25 protein-coding genes are annotated in these 16,280 nt (G+C 62.8%); 18 read left to right on the top strand and 7 right to left on the bottom strand.

The features are described from left to right. Positions 1-118: 118 nt before the first annotated feature. Entirely contained in the window at positions 119-436 is a 318-nt protein-coding gene (locus tag FJW06_RS12460) for a hypothetical protein (RefSeq protein WP_348644032.1), read from the bottom strand. 365 nt (positions 437-801) lie between these two features. On the opposite strand from FJW06_RS12460, the gene FJW06_RS12455 reads away from it, so the two are divergent. The 14 genes from FJW06_RS12455 (at position 802) to msrA (ending at position 10,286) form a co-directional block, all read left to right on the top strand. After that, a complete protein-coding gene (locus FJW06_RS12455) occupies positions 802-1,164 on the top strand; it encodes a hypothetical protein (RefSeq protein ID WP_140752010.1) in 363 nt (120 codons plus the stop codon). Continuing rightward, complete coding sequence (locus tag FJW06_RS12450; protein WP_140752008.1) at positions 1,157-1,588, top strand: hypothetical protein; 432 nt, start codon at positions 1,157-1,159, stop codon at positions 1,586-1,588. The genes FJW06_RS12455 and FJW06_RS12450 overlap by 8 nt, the downstream gene beginning before the upstream one ends. After that, positions 1,536-2,228, top strand: coding sequence for a terminase family protein (locus tag FJW06_RS12445; protein ID WP_246674590.1), 693 nt, complete (start codon positions 1,536-1,538; stop codon positions 2,226-2,228). The genes FJW06_RS12450 and FJW06_RS12445 overlap by 53 nt, the downstream gene beginning before the upstream one ends. 252 nt (positions 2,229-2,480) lie before the next feature. Continuing rightward, on the top strand, positions 2,481-2,834 hold the full coding sequence (locus FJW06_RS12440) for a hypothetical protein (RefSeq protein WP_140752004.1): 354 nt from the start codon (positions 2,481-2,483) through the stop codon (positions 2,832-2,834). A 276-nt stretch (positions 2,835-3,110) separates the two neighbouring features. Beyond that, positions 3,111-4,088 carry a bestrophin family ion channel gene (locus FJW06_RS12435; protein ID WP_246674589.1) on the top strand — a complete coding sequence of 326 codons (978 nt, stop codon included), beginning with the start codon at positions 3,111-3,113 and terminating at the stop codon, positions 4,086-4,088. A gap of 183 nt (positions 4,089-4,271) precedes the next feature. After that, positions 4,272-4,640 carry a terminase family protein gene (locus FJW06_RS12430; protein ID WP_140752000.1) on the top strand — a complete coding sequence of 123 codons (369 nt, stop codon included), beginning with the start codon at positions 4,272-4,274 and terminating at the stop codon, positions 4,638-4,640. Continuing rightward, positions 4,577-6,472, top strand: a complete 1,896-nt coding sequence (locus FJW06_RS12425) for a hypothetical protein (protein WP_140751998.1) — start codon at positions 4,577-4,579, stop codon at positions 6,470-6,472. Before FJW06_RS12430 ends, FJW06_RS12425 begins: the two co-directional genes overlap by 64 nt. Continuing rightward, complete coding sequence (locus FJW06_RS12420; protein WP_140751996.1) at positions 6,472-7,185, top strand: hypothetical protein; 714 nt, start codon at positions 6,472-6,474, stop codon at positions 7,183-7,185. The genes FJW06_RS12425 and FJW06_RS12420 overlap by 1 nt, the downstream gene beginning before the upstream one ends. Before the next feature lie 642 nt (positions 7,186-7,827). Continuing rightward, positions 7,828-8,580 (top strand): glycosyl hydrolase 108 family protein, encoded by a 753-nt coding sequence (locus FJW06_RS12415; RefSeq protein WP_140751994.1) that lies wholly within the window; start codon positions 7,828-7,830, stop codon positions 8,578-8,580. Beyond that, a complete protein-coding gene (locus tag FJW06_RS12410) occupies positions 8,577-8,780 on the top strand; it encodes a hypothetical protein (RefSeq protein WP_140751992.1) in 204 nt (67 codons plus the stop codon). The genes FJW06_RS12415 and FJW06_RS12410 overlap by 4 nt, the downstream gene beginning before the upstream one ends. 109 nt (positions 8,781-8,889) lie before the next feature. After that, the gene (locus FJW06_RS12405) at positions 8,890-9,129 is read left to right on the top strand and encodes an ABC transporter permease (RefSeq protein ID WP_140751990.1); all 240 of its coding nucleotides are present in this window, start codon (positions 8,890-8,892) and stop codon (positions 9,127-9,129) included. Then, positions 9,114-9,308: a hypothetical protein gene (locus FJW06_RS12400; RefSeq protein ID WP_140751988.1), complete on the top strand. Its 195-nt coding sequence runs from the start codon at positions 9,114-9,116 to the stop codon at positions 9,306-9,308. Before FJW06_RS12405 ends, FJW06_RS12400 begins: the two co-directional genes overlap by 16 nt. After that, the gene (locus FJW06_RS12395) at positions 9,308-9,628 is read left to right on the top strand and encodes a hypothetical protein (protein ID WP_140751986.1); all 321 of its coding nucleotides are present in this window, start codon (positions 9,308-9,310) and stop codon (positions 9,626-9,628) included. Before FJW06_RS12400 ends, FJW06_RS12395 begins: the two co-directional genes overlap by 1 nt. Before the next feature lie 136 nt (positions 9,629-9,764). Continuing rightward, positions 9,765-10,286: a peptide-methionine (S)-S-oxide reductase MsrA gene (gene msrA / locus FJW06_RS12390; protein ID WP_140751984.1), complete on the top strand. Its 522-nt coding sequence runs from the start codon at positions 9,765-9,767 to the stop codon at positions 10,284-10,286. 158 nt (positions 10,287-10,444) lie between these two features. Here the strand turns inward: msrA and FJW06_RS30095 are convergent, their stop codons facing one another. Further along, positions 10,445-10,621 (bottom strand): hypothetical protein, encoded by a 177-nt coding sequence (locus tag FJW06_RS30095; RefSeq protein ID WP_167498612.1) that lies wholly within the window; start codon positions 10,619-10,621, stop codon positions 10,445-10,447. 187 nt (positions 10,622-10,808) lie between these two features. Here FJW06_RS30095 and FJW06_RS12385 point away from each other — a divergent pair, with 187 nt between their 5' ends. Beyond that, positions 10,809-11,075 (top strand): hypothetical protein, encoded by a 267-nt coding sequence (locus FJW06_RS12385; RefSeq protein ID WP_140751982.1) that lies wholly within the window; start codon positions 10,809-10,811, stop codon positions 11,073-11,075. A 20-nt stretch (positions 11,076-11,095) separates the two neighbouring features. On the opposite strand, the gene FJW06_RS12380 is transcribed toward FJW06_RS12385, so the two are convergent. The 4 genes from FJW06_RS12380 to FJW06_RS12365 all read right to left on the bottom strand — a co-directional run bounded on the left by FJW06_RS12380 (position 11,096) and on the right by FJW06_RS12365 (position 13,258). Continuing rightward, entirely contained in the window at positions 11,096-11,641 is a 546-nt protein-coding gene (locus FJW06_RS12380; RefSeq protein WP_140751980.1) for a PAS domain-containing protein, read from the bottom strand. A 530-nt stretch (positions 11,642-12,171) separates the two neighbouring features. After that, positions 12,172-12,612, bottom strand: a complete 441-nt coding sequence (locus FJW06_RS12375; protein ID WP_140751978.1) for a GFA family protein — start codon at positions 12,610-12,612, stop codon at positions 12,172-12,174. Between the two features lie 125 nt (positions 12,613-12,737). Next, on the bottom strand, positions 12,738-12,977 hold the full coding sequence (locus tag FJW06_RS12370; RefSeq protein WP_348644030.1) for a hypothetical protein: 240 nt from the start codon (positions 12,975-12,977) through the stop codon (positions 12,738-12,740). A gap of 113 nt (positions 12,978-13,090) precedes the next feature. After that, positions 13,091-13,258, bottom strand: a complete 168-nt coding sequence (locus FJW06_RS12365; RefSeq protein WP_095819989.1) for a Thivi_2564 family membrane protein — start codon at positions 13,256-13,258, stop codon at positions 13,091-13,093. Between the two features lie 141 nt (positions 13,259-13,399). On the opposite strand from FJW06_RS12365, the gene FJW06_RS30090 reads away from it, so the two are divergent. The 3 genes from FJW06_RS30090 (at position 13,400) to FJW06_RS12355 (ending at position 15,622) form a co-directional block, all read left to right on the top strand. Continuing rightward, positions 13,400-13,537, top strand: a complete 138-nt coding sequence (locus FJW06_RS30090; RefSeq protein ID WP_181178261.1) for a hypothetical protein — start codon at positions 13,400-13,402, stop codon at positions 13,535-13,537. Between the two features lie 94 nt (positions 13,538-13,631). Further along, on the top strand, positions 13,632-13,796 hold the full coding sequence (locus tag FJW06_RS12360) for a DUF3309 family protein (protein WP_082045228.1): 165 nt from the start codon (positions 13,632-13,634) through the stop codon (positions 13,794-13,796). 602 nt (positions 13,797-14,398) lie between these two features. Beyond that, positions 14,399-15,622, top strand: a complete 1,224-nt coding sequence (locus FJW06_RS12355) for an anion transporter (RefSeq protein WP_140751974.1) — start codon at positions 14,399-14,401, stop codon at positions 15,620-15,622. 41 nt (positions 15,623-15,663) lie between these two features. Here the strand turns inward: FJW06_RS12355 and FJW06_RS12350 are convergent, their stop codons facing one another. Then, on the bottom strand, positions 15,664-16,254 hold the full coding sequence (locus tag FJW06_RS12350) for a TetR/AcrR family transcriptional regulator (RefSeq protein ID WP_181178259.1): 591 nt from the start codon (positions 16,252-16,254) through the stop codon (positions 15,664-15,666). Between the last annotated feature and the right edge of the window lie 26 nt (positions 16,255-16,280).

Genomic DNA, 16,280 nt, shown 5'->3' with positions numbered 1-16,280 from the left:
CTGGAACGGCCAACGCGCCGCATGGTTCCGCGCCGCACGGTCCGTGCCAGTTGCCCACCGGCCAGAAAACAAGGCCGCGGAGCGTGCTCCGCGGCCCTTGCTTCAAGCCCGCCGCCCGTTATTTGCCGCAGTTCTTGTCGTTGACGTTCGGCTCCATCGCGCCGGCGGTCGAGTTCTTCGCATCGCCCACCGCGCCTTGCGGGCTGTTCGGGCAGTTCTTGTCGGCATTCGAATTCATGTCGCCGCCGCTAATACTGCCGGTTGTGCCCGTGTCCGGCGGCCCCATCTGGTCAGGCGATGGCGTGGCCGGCGTCTTCGGGTCGACCGTGATGGTCTGGCCGCTGCCGCCGTCATTATTACCGGCGGTGCCGGCGGTCTGGCCCATCGCCGCCGTGGCGAGACCGATCGTCAGGGCCGAAGCTGCAAGGATCTTCATAAGCACGATCTTCTCCTCTGTGCGAGACGGTTCGTCCGTCGCGTTGCGACTAAGGAGGGAACCCGTCGGACCAAGGTTGGTTCCGACAAATCTCCTCCGGTTTTCGGCTGATGTCTCGATCCATGGCTGTCGCGCGAGGCGCGCCTTGGGCGACGGGATCGGGTGAGGCAGGTTTTCGGAAGGATAGGAAAATTTGCCTAAACCCTATTGCCTGGTGAGGGCAGCTCTGCTACTATTTTGCTCATGGTGCTGATTTGCGCCATCGGCCCGCCGCAAGGCGGGTTTTTGTTTCTAAGCACCGGCGGGACAGAGGTGGCGAAGGAACGCCGCCTTGTCGTTCCATCTGCAGCAACACCGAGGCCCAGATGCCACGCTACGCCACCATCATCACCGCCGATGACGGCGCCGAGATCGTCAGCGCCATCGGCGAATTCGAGAGCGCAAGCCTGCCGCAGACCTCAGGCCACGTCGAGCAGGTTGCGCCCGGCGTGCGCATCGGCATGGTGCGTGGCGGCACGGTCGATACCGTCGCCGGTTTCGGCTTTGCGCCCCAGGGCCTTGGCCCCTCGGCAGCCCGCGCCGCCATTGCGACGCTGAAGGCAATGGCCGAGCCGGCGGCCGAGCCCGCCAAGCAGGCACGCCCCAAGCCGCTCAGGAAAGGCGCGCGTAAGGTCCGCAAGGCGAAGGCGGCAAAGGCCGCGCCATCCAATGCGGTAGCCCATGGCTGACGAAAACAAGGTCGCGCGGCGCAAGCCCGCTGGGGCGAAGCGGGCAGGTCGAAAGCCGCAGACTCCCCGCGTCGATGCCGCTTTGCCCAGCCGCCCCAAGCGCTCGCGAAAGACGCTCGGCGACGACTTCGCCGCCGCGCTTCGCGCCGACTTCCGCGCCCATGGCGCCGGCGTCATCGCCGCGGTCAGGGCGGAAAAACCCGACCAGTATCTGAAGGTCGTGCTGACGCTGCTGCCCAAGGATTTTTCGGCCAAGGATCTCTCGGAACATGTCGATGCCGATAGAACCAATCTCGAGCAGTTGAGCGATGAGGAGATCCGCAGCCGCATCCGCAGCCTCGAAACGAGCCTCCGGCCCCTCCTCGACAGCGATGCAGACTTATCTGGCGCTGCTCAAGGAGCTGGACCGGCGAACGCGCCGTAACCGCCTGGCCGCCTACACGCCCTATGACCGCCAGGCCGACTTTCACGCGGCAGGCGCGACCCACCGCGAGCGTCTGTTCATGGCCGGCAACCAGCTCGGCAAGACCAGGGCAGGGGGCGCGGAGTGGGCCATGCATCTCACCGGCCGCTATCCCGACTGGTGGGTGGGCAAAATGTTCGACCACCCCGTGCGGCTCTGGGCCGCCGGCGTCACCGGCGAGGGCACGCGCGACAATCCACAGCGCGTGCTGGTCGGCCCGCCGCAGCAGCAGGGTGAATGGGGCACCGGCATGATCCCGGCCAATGCCATCGCCGGCACGGTGATGGGCCGCGGCGCGCCCGGAGCGCTGGACAGCGTGATCGTGCGCTGGGGCGGCGGCGGCGACGTGCAGGCCGGCGAAAGCGTGCTCTCCTTCAAGAGCTACGAAAAGGGCCGAGAGAAATGGCAGGGCGAGACGCTGCACGGCGTCTGGTTCGACGAGGAACCGCCGCTGGATATTTATTCCGAGGGCCTCACCCGCACCAATGCCACCGATGGTATTACGATCGTGACGTTCACGCCGCTGCTCGGCATGAGCGATGTGGTGCTCAGGTTTTTGGGTGCGGCGGCGGTTCAGGGTTTGGGTTCCTCGCCCTCGTAAGGCGGGGAGAGGTGGCCGCGCAGCGGCCGGAGAGGGGGTCTTCGTAGGGCGACAGCGTCTCCGAGTGATCTCGTGCCCCGTTCATCCAGGTTGGCGCCGCCCCTCTCCGTCGCGGCTTCGCCGCGCCACCTCTCCCCCACTCGCGTGGGGCGAGGAACTGGCTTCAGGAAACCGCGCCGAAACCATGATTTGCGATGTCGCTTTGGCCGCAATTGAAGGTCGAGTAGTTTCCGGCCGCGATCCGGAGCCGACATGCGCCCTATACCGAACCTGCTTCTTGCCTGCGCGCTGCTCCCGGCCTGCTCCGGCTCCAGCGGCGACTGGCACGCCGATGCGATCGCTTCGGCCGAAGCCCGGATGCGCGGCCTGATCAATGATCCGGCGGCGAGTTTCTCGCATCTCGATCTCACCGGCGACAGCGCGACCGGCCAGACCTGCGGCGTCATCGCAAGCAAGGTCGGCATCTTCACCAGGGAAGCGCGCTTTATCGTCTATATCGATGGCGCCGGACCCTATGTCGAACCGGGCCTCGGCTCGTCCATGTCGCAGGCCGACTTCGACTGGGCCTGGAAGAACGATTGCGTCAACGAGGGCTACAAGGGCTGAGCCGGTTTCCTGCCCCCACGCGAAGCGGGGGGAGAGGTGGCCGCGCAGCGGCCGATGAGGGGCCTTCGTAGGGCGACAGCGCTCGTGTCCGTTCATCCAACTTGGCGCCGCCCCCCTTTCCGTCGCGGCTTCGCCGCCACCTCTCCCCCACTCGCGTGGGGGCGAGGAACTGGAGCTTTCAAAATGATTTCCACCCCTTATGGTGCGCGAACGCGCGGTCGCGCGATTTGCATGCCGTAAGGGATTTCGGGAATGTATGTAGGCCGTTCTTATAGATTGCTGGACTTCGCCCTCTGGTCGCGGCGCAGCGTCATCTACATGGTCGTGGTGAGCGGGTTGGCGATCGCCGCCTACCGCCTTCCGGCGACTGCGGGCTTTTCGGTGCCATGGTCGGTCGTGCTGGTGCTCGGCACCACGGTGTCGCTCGTCGCAGGCTTCAAGAATTCGCAGGTCTTCACCCGCGCCAACGAGGCTCTGCAGGCTTTTTCGCAGATCACCGCCGGCAGCCGGATGCTGTCCGGCTTCTGCCGCGATTTCATGGATGCAGCCAACGCCCGGCAACTAATCTACCGCCATCTCGCCTGGCTGACGGCGCTGCGTTTTTCGCTGCGGCGGCCGATGCCTTGGGAATCGCTGGCGAAAGCGGCCAACATCGAGTTCCGGCGCCGCCGCTATCATATCCAGGAGGACAAGACGTCGCTTGCCGAGGAACTGCGCAGGCTGCTGGGCGAGGAAGCCGAAAGCGTGCTGAAATCGCCGCAGCCGGCGATAGAACTTCTCGACACGCAATTGGCCGAGGTCAACGGCTTGTTGAAGAGCTCAGCCATTCCGACGCAGGTCTATTCCGAATTGGTCAAGCTGATACGCGACTTCCAGGATCAGCAGGCGCGTTGCGATCGCATCAAGAACAATCCCTATCCCCGGCAATACGCGATCGTCAGCTCGATGTTCATGATCATCTTCTGCACCTTGCTGCCCTTCGGCGTTGTTCCGGTCTTTGCCGACATGGCCAAGCTGGGCGGCGTGCTCGGCTGGATCTCGATCTGGCTGACCGTCCCTTTCAGCGCGCTGCTGGGCTGGGTTTACATGTCGCTGGACCTGGTCGGCGAAAGCAGCGCCAATCCGTTCGAGGGCAACGCCAACGACGTGCCGATCTCGCAAATCTGCCGCGACATCGAGATCGAGCTGCGCCGTGGGCTTGGCGAGACCGCGCTTCCCGCTCCGCTAGCGCCGGTGAACGACATCGCGACGTGAAGTTCTCAGTTCCTCGCCCCACGCGCAGCGGGGGGAGAGGTGGCCGCGCAGCGGCCGGAGAGGGGCCTTCGTAGGGCGATCAGCCTCCCGCTCTTCCGTCAAAAGCCGGCGCCGTCCCCTCTCCGTCGCGGCTTCGCCGCGCCACCTCTCCCCGCTTTCGCGGGGCGAGGACCTGGAGTTGCCATGTCCCGCCACGTTACCTTCATGACCATCGACGATGCCGGGCACTACACGCCCGAGCAACGCGCTGCGATCGTCGCTGCCTATCCCGAGCACGAGCGCGAGGCCCGCGCGAAAGGTATCCCTGTTCTCGGCTCAGGCCGCATCTTCCCGGTGGCGGAGGAGACGATCGCTTGCGAGCCCTTCAAATTGCCGCGCTGGTGGCCGCGCATCGGCGCGCTCGATTTCGGCTGGGACCATCCGTCGGCGGCGGTCGAGCTTGCCTGGGACACCGAAGCGGACATCCTTTATGTGACGAGCGCGAACCCGTGCGCCTGGCGACGACCGCGAACATCACCCTTTACGGCCTGCAGACCATCGACGGCGTGCTGACGCAAGTCGGCGACCGCGTGCTGGTCAAGGACCAGGCCGCCCAGACCGAGAACGGCATATACACAGCGAGCGAAGGCCAGTGGTTTCGCGCCGCGGACGCCCGCACCGCGCGCACGATGCAGAAGGGCACGACCGTGCATGTGCAGGAGGGCGCCGTCTCGGCCGATCGCGTCTATGCGTTCGAGGCGCTGGATCCGGTGATCGGCGCCGATCCGATCACGCTCAGTTTCTATCTCTCGCAGGACACGCTCGGCGACGCCGTGAATGCCGCTAACGCCGCAGCCGCGAGTGCTGCAGCCGCGCTGACCTCCAAGAACACCGCTGCCACCAGCGCCACCAACGCGGCGGGTTCGGCGACGGCGGCGGCCGGCTCCGCTTCCGCCGCATCCACTTCCGCCACCAACGCCGCGACCAGCGCGGCGAACGCCGGCAATTCGGCGACGGCGGCGAGCGGCTCCGCTTCCACGGCTGCCGGTTCGGCCACGAGCGCCGGCACCTCGGCAAGTGCTGCCGCCGGATCGGCCTCCGCCGCATCGAGCTCGGCCACCGCCGCCTCCGGCTCTGCCACCAATGCCGCGACCTCGGCCACCAACGCGTCGGCAAGCGCCGTCGCTGCCGCCAATGCGGTGGCGGCACTCGGCTATACCTTTTCCACCAGCACCACCGATGCCGATCCCGGCAACGGCACGTTGCGGCTGAACAATGCCAGCGTCGCCTCCGCCACGGCCGCCTATATCGACAATCTCGATTCCAGCGGCGCCACGGTGAGCGGCGTGCTGGATACGTTCGACGACAGCACCAACACGATCAAGGGCCAGCTCACGCTGCGCTCCAAGGCGTCCGCGGCAATCGCCTATGTCTACAACGTCACCGGCTCGGTGGTGGACGGGACGGGCTATCGAAAACTGACGCTCGCCTATGTCAGCGGCGCCGGCACCTTGCCCACGACCGCCGACGGCATCTGGCTGATCTTCGCCCGCGCCGGCGACAAGGGCGCGGATGGGTTGGGTAGCGGCGACTTCACCGGCCCCGCCAGTTCGGTGACAGACAACATCGTGACCTTCGCCGGCACGACGGGGAAGGCCGGCAAAGACAGCGGCGTGGCGGTGGGAAGCCTGGTCGCGGGGCCTGCCTCGGCCGCCACCGACAACATCGCCACGTTCAACGGCACGACCGGGAAGGTGGTGAAGGACAGCGGCGTAGCGCTGGGAAGCTTGGTCGCGGGGCCGGCTTCGGCCACGACCGATAACGTCGCCACGTTCAACGGTACGACCGGTAAACTGATGAAAGACAGCGGCGTAGCGGTGGCCAGCTTGGCGCCGAAAGCCAGCCCTGCCTTGACCGGAACGCCTACAGCGCCGACTGCTGCCGCCGGCACCAATACCGGGCAGATCGCGACAACCGCTTTCGTCAAGGCGGCAATTGACGTCGTGCTCGGCGGCGTTTCGACGGCCTTCGATACGCTGTCAGAGATCGCCTCGGCCATGCTGCAGAAAGCGGCTGACAATCTGGCTATGACAGCGGGTTTTACGCACACGGTGGTAAACGACGGTACCAAGTCGTCCGGAACCTATACGCCAGCTCCTACGGGCGGCAATTATCGCAAGATCACCAATAATGGCGCGTTCACGCTAGCGGCACCAACGACGGCAAACAGCTACAACATGGAGATCGATATCACCAACGGTGCGAGCGCCGGGGCGATTTCCTTCTCCGGGTTTGTCTCCGGGTTCCCGAAAGGCGATGCGCTCACCACTACCAACGGCGCGTTGTTCAAATTGCACATTTCCAAGACTGATGCCGGCGTAACCGCCGTTCTCGAGGCTCTGTGATGAGCCTGATTCTTCCTGCTTACATCCAGCGTGATCCGGACTATTATGTCACGGATTTCAGCGAATATACGACCGGCGTCCAACCGCACGATTGGTCGAAGCGCTGGGGCGGGGCGCATTATACCCCGACTATCGAAACGTCGTCGGGCTCACTCTCGGGCAAGGCGCTGCGGTTCAACATTACCGTGACAGGCGGTCTTGGGCTTTTCACCTGGGACAGAGTTCCGCTAGTCGCCGACGTTGAAATTCTCGCCCGTGGCCGAGTCATCACAAATCCGCTTAACACAATCAACACCTTCACCCGTCTTGGAGTTCGCGGTGGTGGCGGCGTTGGAAGTGAAACGGCCTATAGCGCTCTGGCATTCTATCACACGTCGGCCGGCACCGACTGGCGTATCCAGACCAACAAGAATGTCTCCGGCACATCATCAATTATCAGCGGCCCAACCGATGGTCCGTCGCCGACTATTTCAAGTACCGGGCCTTCGGTTTGGATCTGGACCCGGTTCCGCATTCAGGGTTCAAGCATATCCCGCAAGTCGTGGCAGCACGGCGCATCCGAACCAGCATTTCAAGATACAGTCTCCGACACCTCGATTACGGGGGCGGGATGGGTCGGCGACTATGTAGCCGAACAACAAATCCACATGCGCGAAACGGACTTCTTCTCCGTCGCGCTAAGGGGCAAGACCGCTCCATCAAGCAAGAGATAACAACATGCTCGCTCTAATCCGAAACGGCATTCTTGTTCGCTTAGGACGGGAGCTTTGACATTGATGGCGTGGTGACGATGGCAGCCTATGTGGACTGGAAAAACAGCGATGGACTTAGTCTTGGTCGCGATTGCGTCCGGCTGGTCGCGCCCGGTTGTCCTGTTGTATACTGCGATGATCCTGGCGCTGTGGGTCTCATCAAATACTTGGATACGGTCGTGATCTCCGCGCCTTAATTAAGGGGGCGGCGCCGACCCTGTCCACGTTGGGTGGTGGGTTATTTGGTCGCCGTGCCTTTCGTCGTCCGTCTCAATAGCGCCAGCGGCGGAAATCTGGACTCGCAGTGGTTCGTCGTGTGCGGGATCAAAACATTGCAAGACAAGCTTGCCGCCCTGTGCTTCGATCGTAACCGCGAACGCGTTCCCATTCGGATCTGTGACATCAACCTGGATGCACAAGCTCTGCAAGTCTAGGTCACAATGCCACTTCGGCGGATTTGCCGAATGATCGCCGACCGGCTCAATTACGTGCTTCACAGCTAAGACACCTATTCTCTCAGACGCCGCAGCATAGCGGCTGTCAGTCGGTGGCTTCAACACAATTCACCAGATCAACCTGCCCAGAGGGCAGAAAGGAACAACCATGGACCGCAACTTTGCGCGTGCCCTTTCGCTCGTCCTCACCTCCGAGGGCGGTTGGTCTGACAACCCCGCCGATCCCGGCGGCGCGACCATGAAGGGCGTCACGCTCGCCAATTTCCGCCGCTACGTGAAGGCCGACGCCACCAAGACCGATCTTCGCGCCATCAGTGACGAGCAAGTCGCCACGATCTACCGCCGTTTCTACTGGGATGCGGTGCTCGGCGCGGAGCTCCCCGACGGCGTCGACTATGCCGTCTTCGACTTCGCCGTGAACAGCGGGCCGGGCAGGGCGGCGAAACATCTTCAAAGCGTGCTCGGCGTTGGTCAGGATGGCCGCATCGGCCCGGCGACACTAGCGGCGGCGAGAGCAAAGCCGGTCGGGTTCGTCATCGATGCGCTTTGCGATGCCCGTCTCGCCTTCCTCGAAAAGTTGCCGACTTGGCCGAGCTTCGGCCGGGGCTGGAGCGCCCGCGTCGCCTCGGTGCGGCGGCAGGCGTTGCTGATGTGGGCCGCGCCGTCGGCGGCTGGGGAATCCGCGTCGCAAGAGCCTGCATCAGGCGATGACGTCACGCCAGCGGCAACGCCCGCCGGGACCGGGTCGCCCGCCGTAAGTGACGCACCCGACGCGCCTCCCAAATCCACATCGCCCGCCAAGGCCGCAGGCGTCCTCGCTTTGATCGCGTTGGCGCTCGGCTCGCTCACCGCCTGGGCCACGCATCTTCCCTGCGATCTTTTCGGAGTGTTCTGCCAATGATTGCCGTCATCATCCGCATCGCCCTGCGCTATTGCGCGGGCGTGCTTGTCGCGCGCGGCCTTCTCGGCGCCGACGACGCCGCGGCGTTCTCCGCCGATCCCGATATCCAGATGTCTTTGGAGACGGGCCTTGGTCTCGCCATCGCCGCCACGGCCGAGTGGTGGCACGTGCTCGCGCGCCGCTTCGGCTGGGAGCACTGACCATGGAAAATTTGCAAGGTCTCCTCGCCGCCTGCATTGAAGCCGCCAGGCCGTATGTGTTCGCGGGCGCCGCCTGCTTCGTCGCCGGTCTACTCATCGGAGCGCTGCTATGAGCGCGTTGCTGGCATGGCTTCTCACCAATCCGAAAGTCCTGGCGATCGGTGCCGGCATTGTTGGCGCGCTCGGTTGGGGCTTCCACCAGCGCCTTGCCGGCGCGCGGGCCGAGCGCGGCAAGCAGGCTGAGGCCGAGGTCGCGGCCCGGGATGTCGCCGATCAGGTCGACAACGACATCGGCGCCTTGCCGGCTGGCGCGGTCAGGAAGGAGCTGAAGTCATGGGCAAGGGACTGATCGTCGCCGCCATGGCCGCCGCGCTTGCCGGCTGCGCGACGGCCAAAGGCGGCTTCTGCGCCGTCGCCTCGCCGGTGCGCCTTTCCGGCAAGGCCGTCGATATGCTCTCTGACCAGGAGGCGAGGGCGCTGCTCGCCCACAATCGCAAGGGCGAAAAGCTTTGCGGCTGGAGGCCATAATGCACGATATCTTCGATCTTCTGGGCATCAAGGGCCAGGTCGTGGCGGCGGGGCTTGCCGGCGGCGTGCTGCGGGCTCTGTCGCGCCACCGCTACAAGCTGCGAGAGATGATTGCCTCGCCCATCTGCGGCGCCTTGGCCGCCGCCTACCTGACGTTGCCTGTCGTCGTTTGGATTCGCGCAAGCGGCCTGCCGATCCCCGCCGCCGACGACACCACGACGCTCGCCGCCGCTTTCCTGATCGGCGTGTCGGCTATGTGGATCTCAGACATCGTCTTCGAGGTGGTGGTGCGAAGATTCAAGCATACACCGGATGCCTAAGGGCGGTGGAGGCGAGCCGCGTGGACGTTGACCGGCATCGATGCCGGACACCCCGGTGTCGGCGTTCGCCCGTTCGAGCTGCTGGAAGAATCCAGGCGCAACGCCTATCTATGGAGCAATTCAAAGGAGGTATGACATGGCTTCTTCCACCGAGCGCGCCGTCCTTGCTGGCGGCTGCTTTTGGGGCATGCAGGATTTGATCCGGCGGCTGCCCGGCGTGATCTCAACGCGAGTGGGCTACAGCGGCGGTGATGTCCCCAACGCCACCTACCGCAACCACGGTACCCACGCCGAGGCGATCGAAATCATCTTCGACCCGGCCAGGACTAGTTTCCGCACGCTGCTCGAATTCTTCTTCCAGATCCACGATCCGACGACGAAGAACCGCCAGGGCAACGACATCGGCATGAGCTATCGTTCGGCGATTTTCTACATCAGCGACGAGCAGAAGCGGATCGCCGAGCACACGATCGCCGACGTCGACGCGTCCGGCCTGTGGCCCGGCAAGGTCGTCACCGAGCTTGCTCCGGCAGGCCTCTTCTGGGAAGCCGAGCCCGAGCACCAGGACTATCTGGAACGCTATCCCAACGGCTACACCTGCCACTTCGCGCGGCCGGGATGGAAGCTTCCGGTCCGCCAAAAGGCTGCCGCATCATAGATCGGCAGCGAGGCTATTGCACTTAGCCTTGGCCATCCGAATTCAAGCCCGCCATGCCGAAGAGGCATGGCGGGCTTTTTTGCGTTCAGGATGTATCGCTCCGGGCAAATTCCGCACGAAACCCGCGGTGCGCATTGTCCGAATTGCCTTGGGCAGGCTCAGCCCTTGGCGCGGCGGCCTTCGTGTTCGTGGCTGCCGATCCAGTGGGCGCGGATGCGGTCGCTGGCTTCGAGATAAGCCATGTCGATCAGGTAGGTCAGAAGCTTTTCGCCATCGGCTTCGGCCTTCTGGCGAAGTTCTCGCAAGATCCCCTGCGCAAACTGCAGGTTCTCCATTTTGCTAGGCTGGTCCATGGGTGCCCCCCAAATGTATGCGCGGTAAGTTTGGCTTACTACGCTTGTATGAAGATTGTGGCCTCGCTCGCGGCGAAGCTGCACTCGGTTGCATCGGTGCCCGACCAACGAACCCGTTGGACATTGAACGGAAATGTCGATATTTTACGCGCCCAATCGGATAGCGACCATGCACGAAGACGAGGGCAGCACTCCTGACAAGTTGCAAGCCATGCTTGACGTGATTGCCAGGAGCGGGGCTTCGACCGAGAGCGGGCAGGCCGATTTCGGTCGGTTGAGAGCCGATGCCGCCAAGGCCGCCGGCGTGCTGATCGAATTTTACGGCGATGCGGCCTTGGAACGGGCAAAGCTCATCGAGCGCCGGTCGCCCCAATCGCATTTCGCGCGCATGGTTACGACTGAAGTCGGCAGGCGCGGCAAGCGAACCCAGCCTTGAAACAATCGGCGGAGGCGGCCTCAGGACGATCTTCGCCTCCCCAGTCTTCCATCGAGCCGCTGCTCGACCTCTTCCTCAATATTATCCAGAAGATAGGACATCAGGTCGTGTCCGATCGATCGCGCTATGTCTTTGGCTTGCCCGACATGGTTGTGGATTTCGCGCAGCGCCTGTTTCTCGCACGCGACATCATTCGTCAGATCAACGAACCAGCCAGGATAGAGGGCCGCCTCGCCCGCCCCGTTGACGTAACATTGACCGACGGCGAGGATCTTGCGCAACCCCATCTTCTCGGACCGGATCCTATAAACCTCCCTGAAGCTGGACCTCCACTCCACGGCCTTGCGGATAGCCAGCCGAACCCTCGAGCGGTCGTCCTGGTCGATGCTTTGCATGCATCGCTCCAGCGATGCGCCGTGCGAGAATTCGTCGGGTGTCAAACCGAAATAGTCTGAAAGATTGGCATCGCCATAGAAACGGTCACGCTTGGTATCCCAAGTCCAGAACCCGTCGATCGGTGGATACCGCATATGTATGTTGCAGCCGTGTTCAGGCGCCGACGTCATGAAAACCGCCCCGTCCGGTTTCAAGATTCGACAGCACTATGTAGCAAAAACGAGAAGAAACAAAGATGGCCTTTTGTACAAGGCCTGAAGTCATCGCGCCTGCCGATCGTGGCAATTTTAAGCGTCATGTTCGCTATAACCGGAAACAGCCAGTGATTAAAAAATTTCTTTAGCCGAAAGAATTTTACCGCGGTACTGCAACCGCAGCTTGTACTGTCACGAGATAAGCACTGCAGATGGCGCGGAAACAATATCGAAAGTTGTATTTCTGCGGGAAACATGATTGAAAATTCTTATATTGTAAGGTCGGTAAAAACTCCGTTGCCTGAAACCATCCGGGCCGCGACTCATATTTTACCACGTTTCAAAATGCGAGCGGTAGCTGATTGGCCGGCAAACCGACTGCTGGTGAAAAGCAAAACTTCGAGGAAGCCCGCGCATATCAATCGACATCGGAGCGCTTTTCCGGACTGCCCGGTGGGGACGGCTGGACTGAGGTCGCTCCGACCAAGGTCTGCCAAGAGCCCGACCTAAGCTGACCTTTGTTGTGGCTCCGCGCCGGGTTCATGGTCTGCGGCCGAATCATCGGCGACCCGATCATGCGAGAACTGACGCGCTGCAGGCAGGGGTTGCAACCAGGGCTCGCGGCGTCCGATCCAGAGTTCGTAGCTCGGCATCAAGCCTTCGGTTGGCGCAACGTCCAGGCTGCCGATCGTGACCTCGGCCTCGTCATCGCCGACGAACGGAACGCGGCTTCCGCAACTGGGGCAAAAACTTCGAGTGCCGTAGCTGCTGGTGATGCCAGTGGTCTCGAACGATCGTATCGGCCATACGGCGTAAGCATGGAAGACCGATCCGCTTGTCTTGCGACAGTCTTTGCAGTGACAGAGGCCGATCCGCAGCGGTTCGCCAGTGACACGGAACCGCACGCCGCCACACAAGCAACTGCCGCTGCGCGCGATTTCAGGCATGGCCGTTCCTTCCTCTGCGGTTATGCACGGAGCCAAATGTCTCTCACGCCCGGCAAGGCCCGCTGCCGGCTGCTAAAACCCGCAAGACGTTGCGATGGTTCCGCGTGCCGCGCAAGAACCAAAGGTCAGTCGGGAAGGTTGATCGGCTCCTCGCATCGATAGACGCGGCACCCGCCGTCCTTGGTGGGAACCGCTGTCGAGACTGGCACTTCCGGCCAGTCGCACTCGTTTCCAAATTGCCGAACGAAGCGGTCGTAGGTGTTCGGACCCGTGGTCAAGACCGCGGCATGATCGCTTTTGATCAGCGCTTGCGTCTGCGCACAAGTCATCGCGCGCGTGTCGGGCCGGGCGTAGGCGGCGCTCACGCTACACAACGTTGTGCCGGCCCACAATATTTTGCCCGCGGTAAATGCGAGCGACGGGATTCTCATGGGGCACCGGCTTTCGAAGTTTTCCAAGTGTCGAATATGGATCGCGGCTAGAAGACCGCAAGATATTTGAGCAGCGAAATGATTCCGATGATGATGACAATGATTTGCGCGATCTGGCGCGCGCGCGCGTCAAGCGGCAGGCGTTGCACAAGATAGAGCACCAGGATCACCACAAGGAAGGTGATCAGTATGCCGATAAGAACCGATGCGCCCATACGCCTGCCTCCGTTTCCCAAAGTTGCCCAGATCAGGCTGCCCCAAACGTTGTGGACGCGAAAATGGTTCCACGAGGGCGAAGTGGAACAGGGACTTGGCGAACGCGTTGTGCAGCATCTTTGAATATTAGGGATGATAATATGAAGGACGTGTTCAGTACCGCTACTGTTATCGCCTCGATCGCCATCGCCATCCCGCTTATGTTTTTGGTTCCCATCAAGCTTGAGGCCAACCCTGGGCAGCCGATGGTTTCGTCTTACTCGACCAGTCCCGAGTAGAATCGCCCCGGAGATGAGCGGAACATGCGCGCCGCTTGCGAGTTGAGTTGGTCATAACGGCGCCGGGTTCGCGCTTCAGAAAGAGGAAAAGGCCATGGGTCTCGGCACAATTCTTATCATCATTCTTATCCTTGCTCTGCTTGGTGGTTTTAGCGGCATAGGCGGGGGGCCTTTCTACGGCACTGGCTACTATGGCGGCGGTGGTTTGGGGCTGGTTCTTGTTATTGTCATCATTCTGGTTGTGCTCGGACGGATCTGATAGCCGCCCGCGCAATTTAGCCAGCGCATCCTCAGCTTCTTGCCAGTTGCTCCCGGCGCGGAAAGCTCGAGCGACGAAGTGCACATCTTAGCCGAGCATGCATTTCGGTGCTCAGACCGTCCCACGCCGTAGCCCTGGAGGCAGTGGCTACGGCGCTTGGCCGCCGACTCGCCGGTCCCGCTAGCTCTTGCGCCCGCTGCATTCGAGGCAGACGATGCTGTGTCCCGGACAATTCAGCCGATGTGTGCCTTCCGGGCAGCAATGGCCGTTCGAGCCCAGCCAGCGCGCGCAAACAAAAACCTTCTTGGCCCCGTGACAGCGGGAGCATTCCTGCGGACGCATCAATTCCTCCCCCGATGGGCCGCGATGTTCCGCTTCAACGACCGTGTTCATCCGTTTAGTCCCCAACGCCTGGATTATCGGTCACATAAGTTAATTCACTATTCTTTACATTAGGGTTTATGAATGTGAAAGCCGCGAAAGCATCATCACGCTTTCGCCCGTTTGCGCGCTTTCCCTTTGCACAGCCCTTGCTAAATGTGATGCGCGCCGATGTGCCGGCAGAATCTGGCGAGTAGCGCAGGCAAGGGGACCTTCTTTGCATGACATGGACTGGCGCGGGCGCTTTTTTCATCCTGGTGGCCACCTATGCCGGCGTCGCTGTCGGCCGCATCCCGGGCCTGCGGCTCGACCGCGCCGGCATCGCGCTGCTGGGCGGCGCGGCCATGATCGCCATCGGCGCGATCAGCATCGAGGATGCCTACAAGGCCGTCAATTTCGACACCATCACGCTGCTGCTCGGCATGATGATCGTGGTTGCGCATCTGAAGGTGTCGGGTGCATTTCGCGCGCTTGGCGGCTTCGCCATCGAGCATGCCCATGCGCCTTTCATGCTTTTGGTCATGGTGACGCTGTTGACCGGCGTGCTCTCTGCCTTCCTGGTCAACGACGCGATCTGCCTGGTGATGGCGCCGATCGTCGTCCACGTCACACGGGTCATCAACCGCAACCCGGTGCCTTACCTCATCGCCACCTGCACGGCCTCGAACTGCGGCAGCGTCGCCACCATCACCGGCAACCCACAGAACATGGTGATCGGCGCGCTGTCGGGCATTTCCTATCCGGCCTTCACGCTGGCGCTCGCGCCGGTGGCGCTGTTCGGCCTGCTCTGCGTCGTTGTCATCGTGCGCGTCGTCTACCGCGCGGAGTTCTCCCGGCCCGCCGAGCTCAGTCCGGAAGTCTATCGCGGCCGCATGCTGCCTGGGCAGGTGCTGAAGGCGACCATCGTCTGCGTGCTCCTGGCGCTAGCCTTCTTCGCCGGCGTTCCCGTCGCCAAGGCGGCGTTGATTGCCGGCGCCTTCCTGCTGGTCACCCGGGCAATCAAGCCGCGGCGCATCTACCGCGAGATAGACGGGCCGCTGCTGTTCATGTTTGCCGGCCTGTTCGTGGTGCTGGCAGGCGCCGAGCGCATGTTGCTCACGCCCGACATGATCGCCTGGGCGAAGAATATCGGCCTCGACGATGTCTGGCGGCTCTCCGGCTTCACCGCGGTGCTTTCCAACATCATGAGCAACGTGCCGGCGGTGCTGGCACTCAGGCCCTTCATTCCCGGCTTGGAGAACCCAGAGCGCGCCTGGCTGGTCGTGGCGATGAGCTCGACGCTTGCCGGCAATTTCACACTGCTCGGCTCGGTCGCCAACCTGATCGTCGCCGAGCAGGCCAAGGCGGCCGGCAAGGAGCTTTCCTTCTCCGCCTTCTTCAAGGTCGGCCTGCCGCTGACGTTGGTCACGCTTCTAGCCGGCACGGCGTGGCTGGCCTTGTCCTGAAGACTGCCTCTCGGACCGCTACGCACCGGGAGCGTCATGCGCTAAGCTTCGTGCTTGCCCGCCATCCTCGCCCGGATCAGCGTCGCGGCGGCATGGCCGGCGGCGTTGACATAGTCGGGATCGTGATGGATCAGCATGCTCGAAAAGGCGCCGTCCATCAGAAGCACGATCTCGCGCGCCAGCATCTTCGCTGCGCCGACATCGTGGCTTGAAAGGGCGCCGGCCAGCCAGTTTTCGAAATTGGTCTTGTGGCGCGCTCCGGCCTTCACCGCCGGGTGCCCTGGCGTCGCCGCCAACTCTGCCGCTGTGCGCAGAAAACCGCAGCCCTTCCATTTGGGGTGGCGCGCCACCCGCGCCAGATTGGTGAAGATTGCTTCCACCTTTTTATCCGCGCCGCCTTCGGCCGCATCGAACCAGCCGGCCATCTGCTCGAGATTGGGTTGATCGCGGCCGTCGAGATAGGCCGTGATCAGATCGTCCTTGCTCCTGAAATGGTAGTAGAGCGTGCGCTTTGTGAGCCCGGCCTTCTCGGCCACCGCATCGACGCTGACGCGGCCGATGCCTTCGGCATAGAACAGCCTAGTCGCCGCGTCGACGAGGCGTTTTCGGGTGGGATTGGTGTTTTCGCTCATCCGGTAAGTATACTGACTAGTGAATA

The organism is Mesorhizobium sp. B4-1-3 (genome assembly GCF_006439355.1).
In the GTDB taxonomy this organism is placed as follows: Bacteria; Pseudomonadota; Alphaproteobacteria; order Rhizobiales; family Rhizobiaceae; genus Mesorhizobium.
This window is presented reverse-complemented; position numbering and strand designations above follow the sequence as displayed.

Bases quoted from the DNA above. Each gene is read 5' to 3' on its own strand.
- FJW06_RS12460 (WP_348644032.1), bottom strand. From the start codon at position 436: ATGAAGATCCTTGCAGCTTCGGCCCTGACGATCGGTCTCGCCACGGCG.
- FJW06_RS12380 (WP_140751980.1), bottom strand. From the start codon at position 11,641: ATGACGTCGGCGCCTGAACACGGCTGCAACATACATATGCGGTATCCA.
- FJW06_RS12365 (WP_095819989.1), bottom strand. From the start codon at position 13,258: ATGGGCGCATCGGTTCTTATCGGCATACTGATCACCTTCCTTGTGGTG.
- FJW06_RS30095 (WP_167498612.1), bottom strand. From the start codon at position 10,621: ATGGAGAACCTGCAGTTTGCGCAGGGGATCTTGCGAGAACTTCGCCAG.
- FJW06_RS12455 (WP_140752010.1), top strand. From the start codon at position 802: ATGCCACGCTACGCCACCATCATCACCGCCGATGACGGCGCCGAGATC.
- FJW06_RS12450 (WP_140752008.1), top strand. From the start codon at position 1,157: ATGGCTGACGAAAACAAGGTCGCGCGGCGCAAGCCCGCTGGGGCGAAG.
- FJW06_RS12385 (WP_140751982.1), top strand. From the start codon at position 10,809: ATGCACGAAGACGAGGGCAGCACTCCTGACAAGTTGCAAGCCATGCTT.
- FJW06_RS12395 (WP_140751986.1), top strand. From the start codon at position 9,308: ATGCACGATATCTTCGATCTTCTGGGCATCAAGGGCCAGGTCGTGGCG.
- FJW06_RS12405 (WP_140751990.1), top strand. From the start codon at position 8,890: ATGAGCGCGTTGCTGGCATGGCTTCTCACCAATCCGAAAGTCCTGGCG.
- FJW06_RS12400 (WP_140751988.1), top strand. From the start codon at position 9,114: ATGGGCAAGGGACTGATCGTCGCCGCCATGGCCGCCGCGCTTGCCGGC.
- msrA (WP_140751984.1), top strand. From the start codon at position 9,765: ATGGCTTCTTCCACCGAGCGCGCCGTCCTTGCTGGCGGCTGCTTTTGG.
- FJW06_RS12375 (WP_140751978.1), bottom strand. From the start codon at position 12,612: ATGCCTGAAATCGCGCGCAGCGGCAGTTGCTTGTGTGGCGGCGTGCGG.
- FJW06_RS12410 (WP_140751992.1), top strand. From the start codon at position 8,577: ATGATTGCCGTCATCATCCGCATCGCCCTGCGCTATTGCGCGGGCGTG.
- FJW06_RS12440 (WP_140752004.1), top strand. From the start codon at position 2,481: ATGCGCCCTATACCGAACCTGCTTCTTGCCTGCGCGCTGCTCCCGGCC.
- FJW06_RS12350 (WP_181178259.1), bottom strand. From the start codon at position 16,254: ATGAGCGAAAACACCAATCCCACCCGAAAACGCCTCGTCGACGCGGCG.
- FJW06_RS12430 (WP_140752000.1), top strand. From the start codon at position 4,272: ATGTCCCGCCACGTTACCTTCATGACCATCGACGATGCCGGGCACTAC.
- FJW06_RS12420 (WP_140751996.1), top strand. From the start codon at position 6,472: ATGAGCCTGATTCTTCCTGCTTACATCCAGCGTGATCCGGACTATTAT.
- FJW06_RS30090 (WP_181178261.1), top strand. From the start codon at position 13,400: ATGAAGGACGTGTTCAGTACCGCTACTGTTATCGCCTCGATCGCCATC.
- FJW06_RS12415 (WP_140751994.1), top strand. From the start codon at position 7,828: ATGGACCGCAACTTTGCGCGTGCCCTTTCGCTCGTCCTCACCTCCGAG.
- FJW06_RS12355 (WP_140751974.1), top strand. From the start codon at position 14,399: ATGACATGGACTGGCGCGGGCGCTTTTTTCATCCTGGTGGCCACCTAT.
- FJW06_RS12360 (WP_082045228.1), top strand. From the start codon at position 13,632: ATGGGTCTCGGCACAATTCTTATCATCATTCTTATCCTTGCTCTGCTT.
- FJW06_RS12445 (WP_246674590.1), top strand. From the start codon at position 1,536: ATGCAGACTTATCTGGCGCTGCTCAAGGAGCTGGACCGGCGAACGCGC.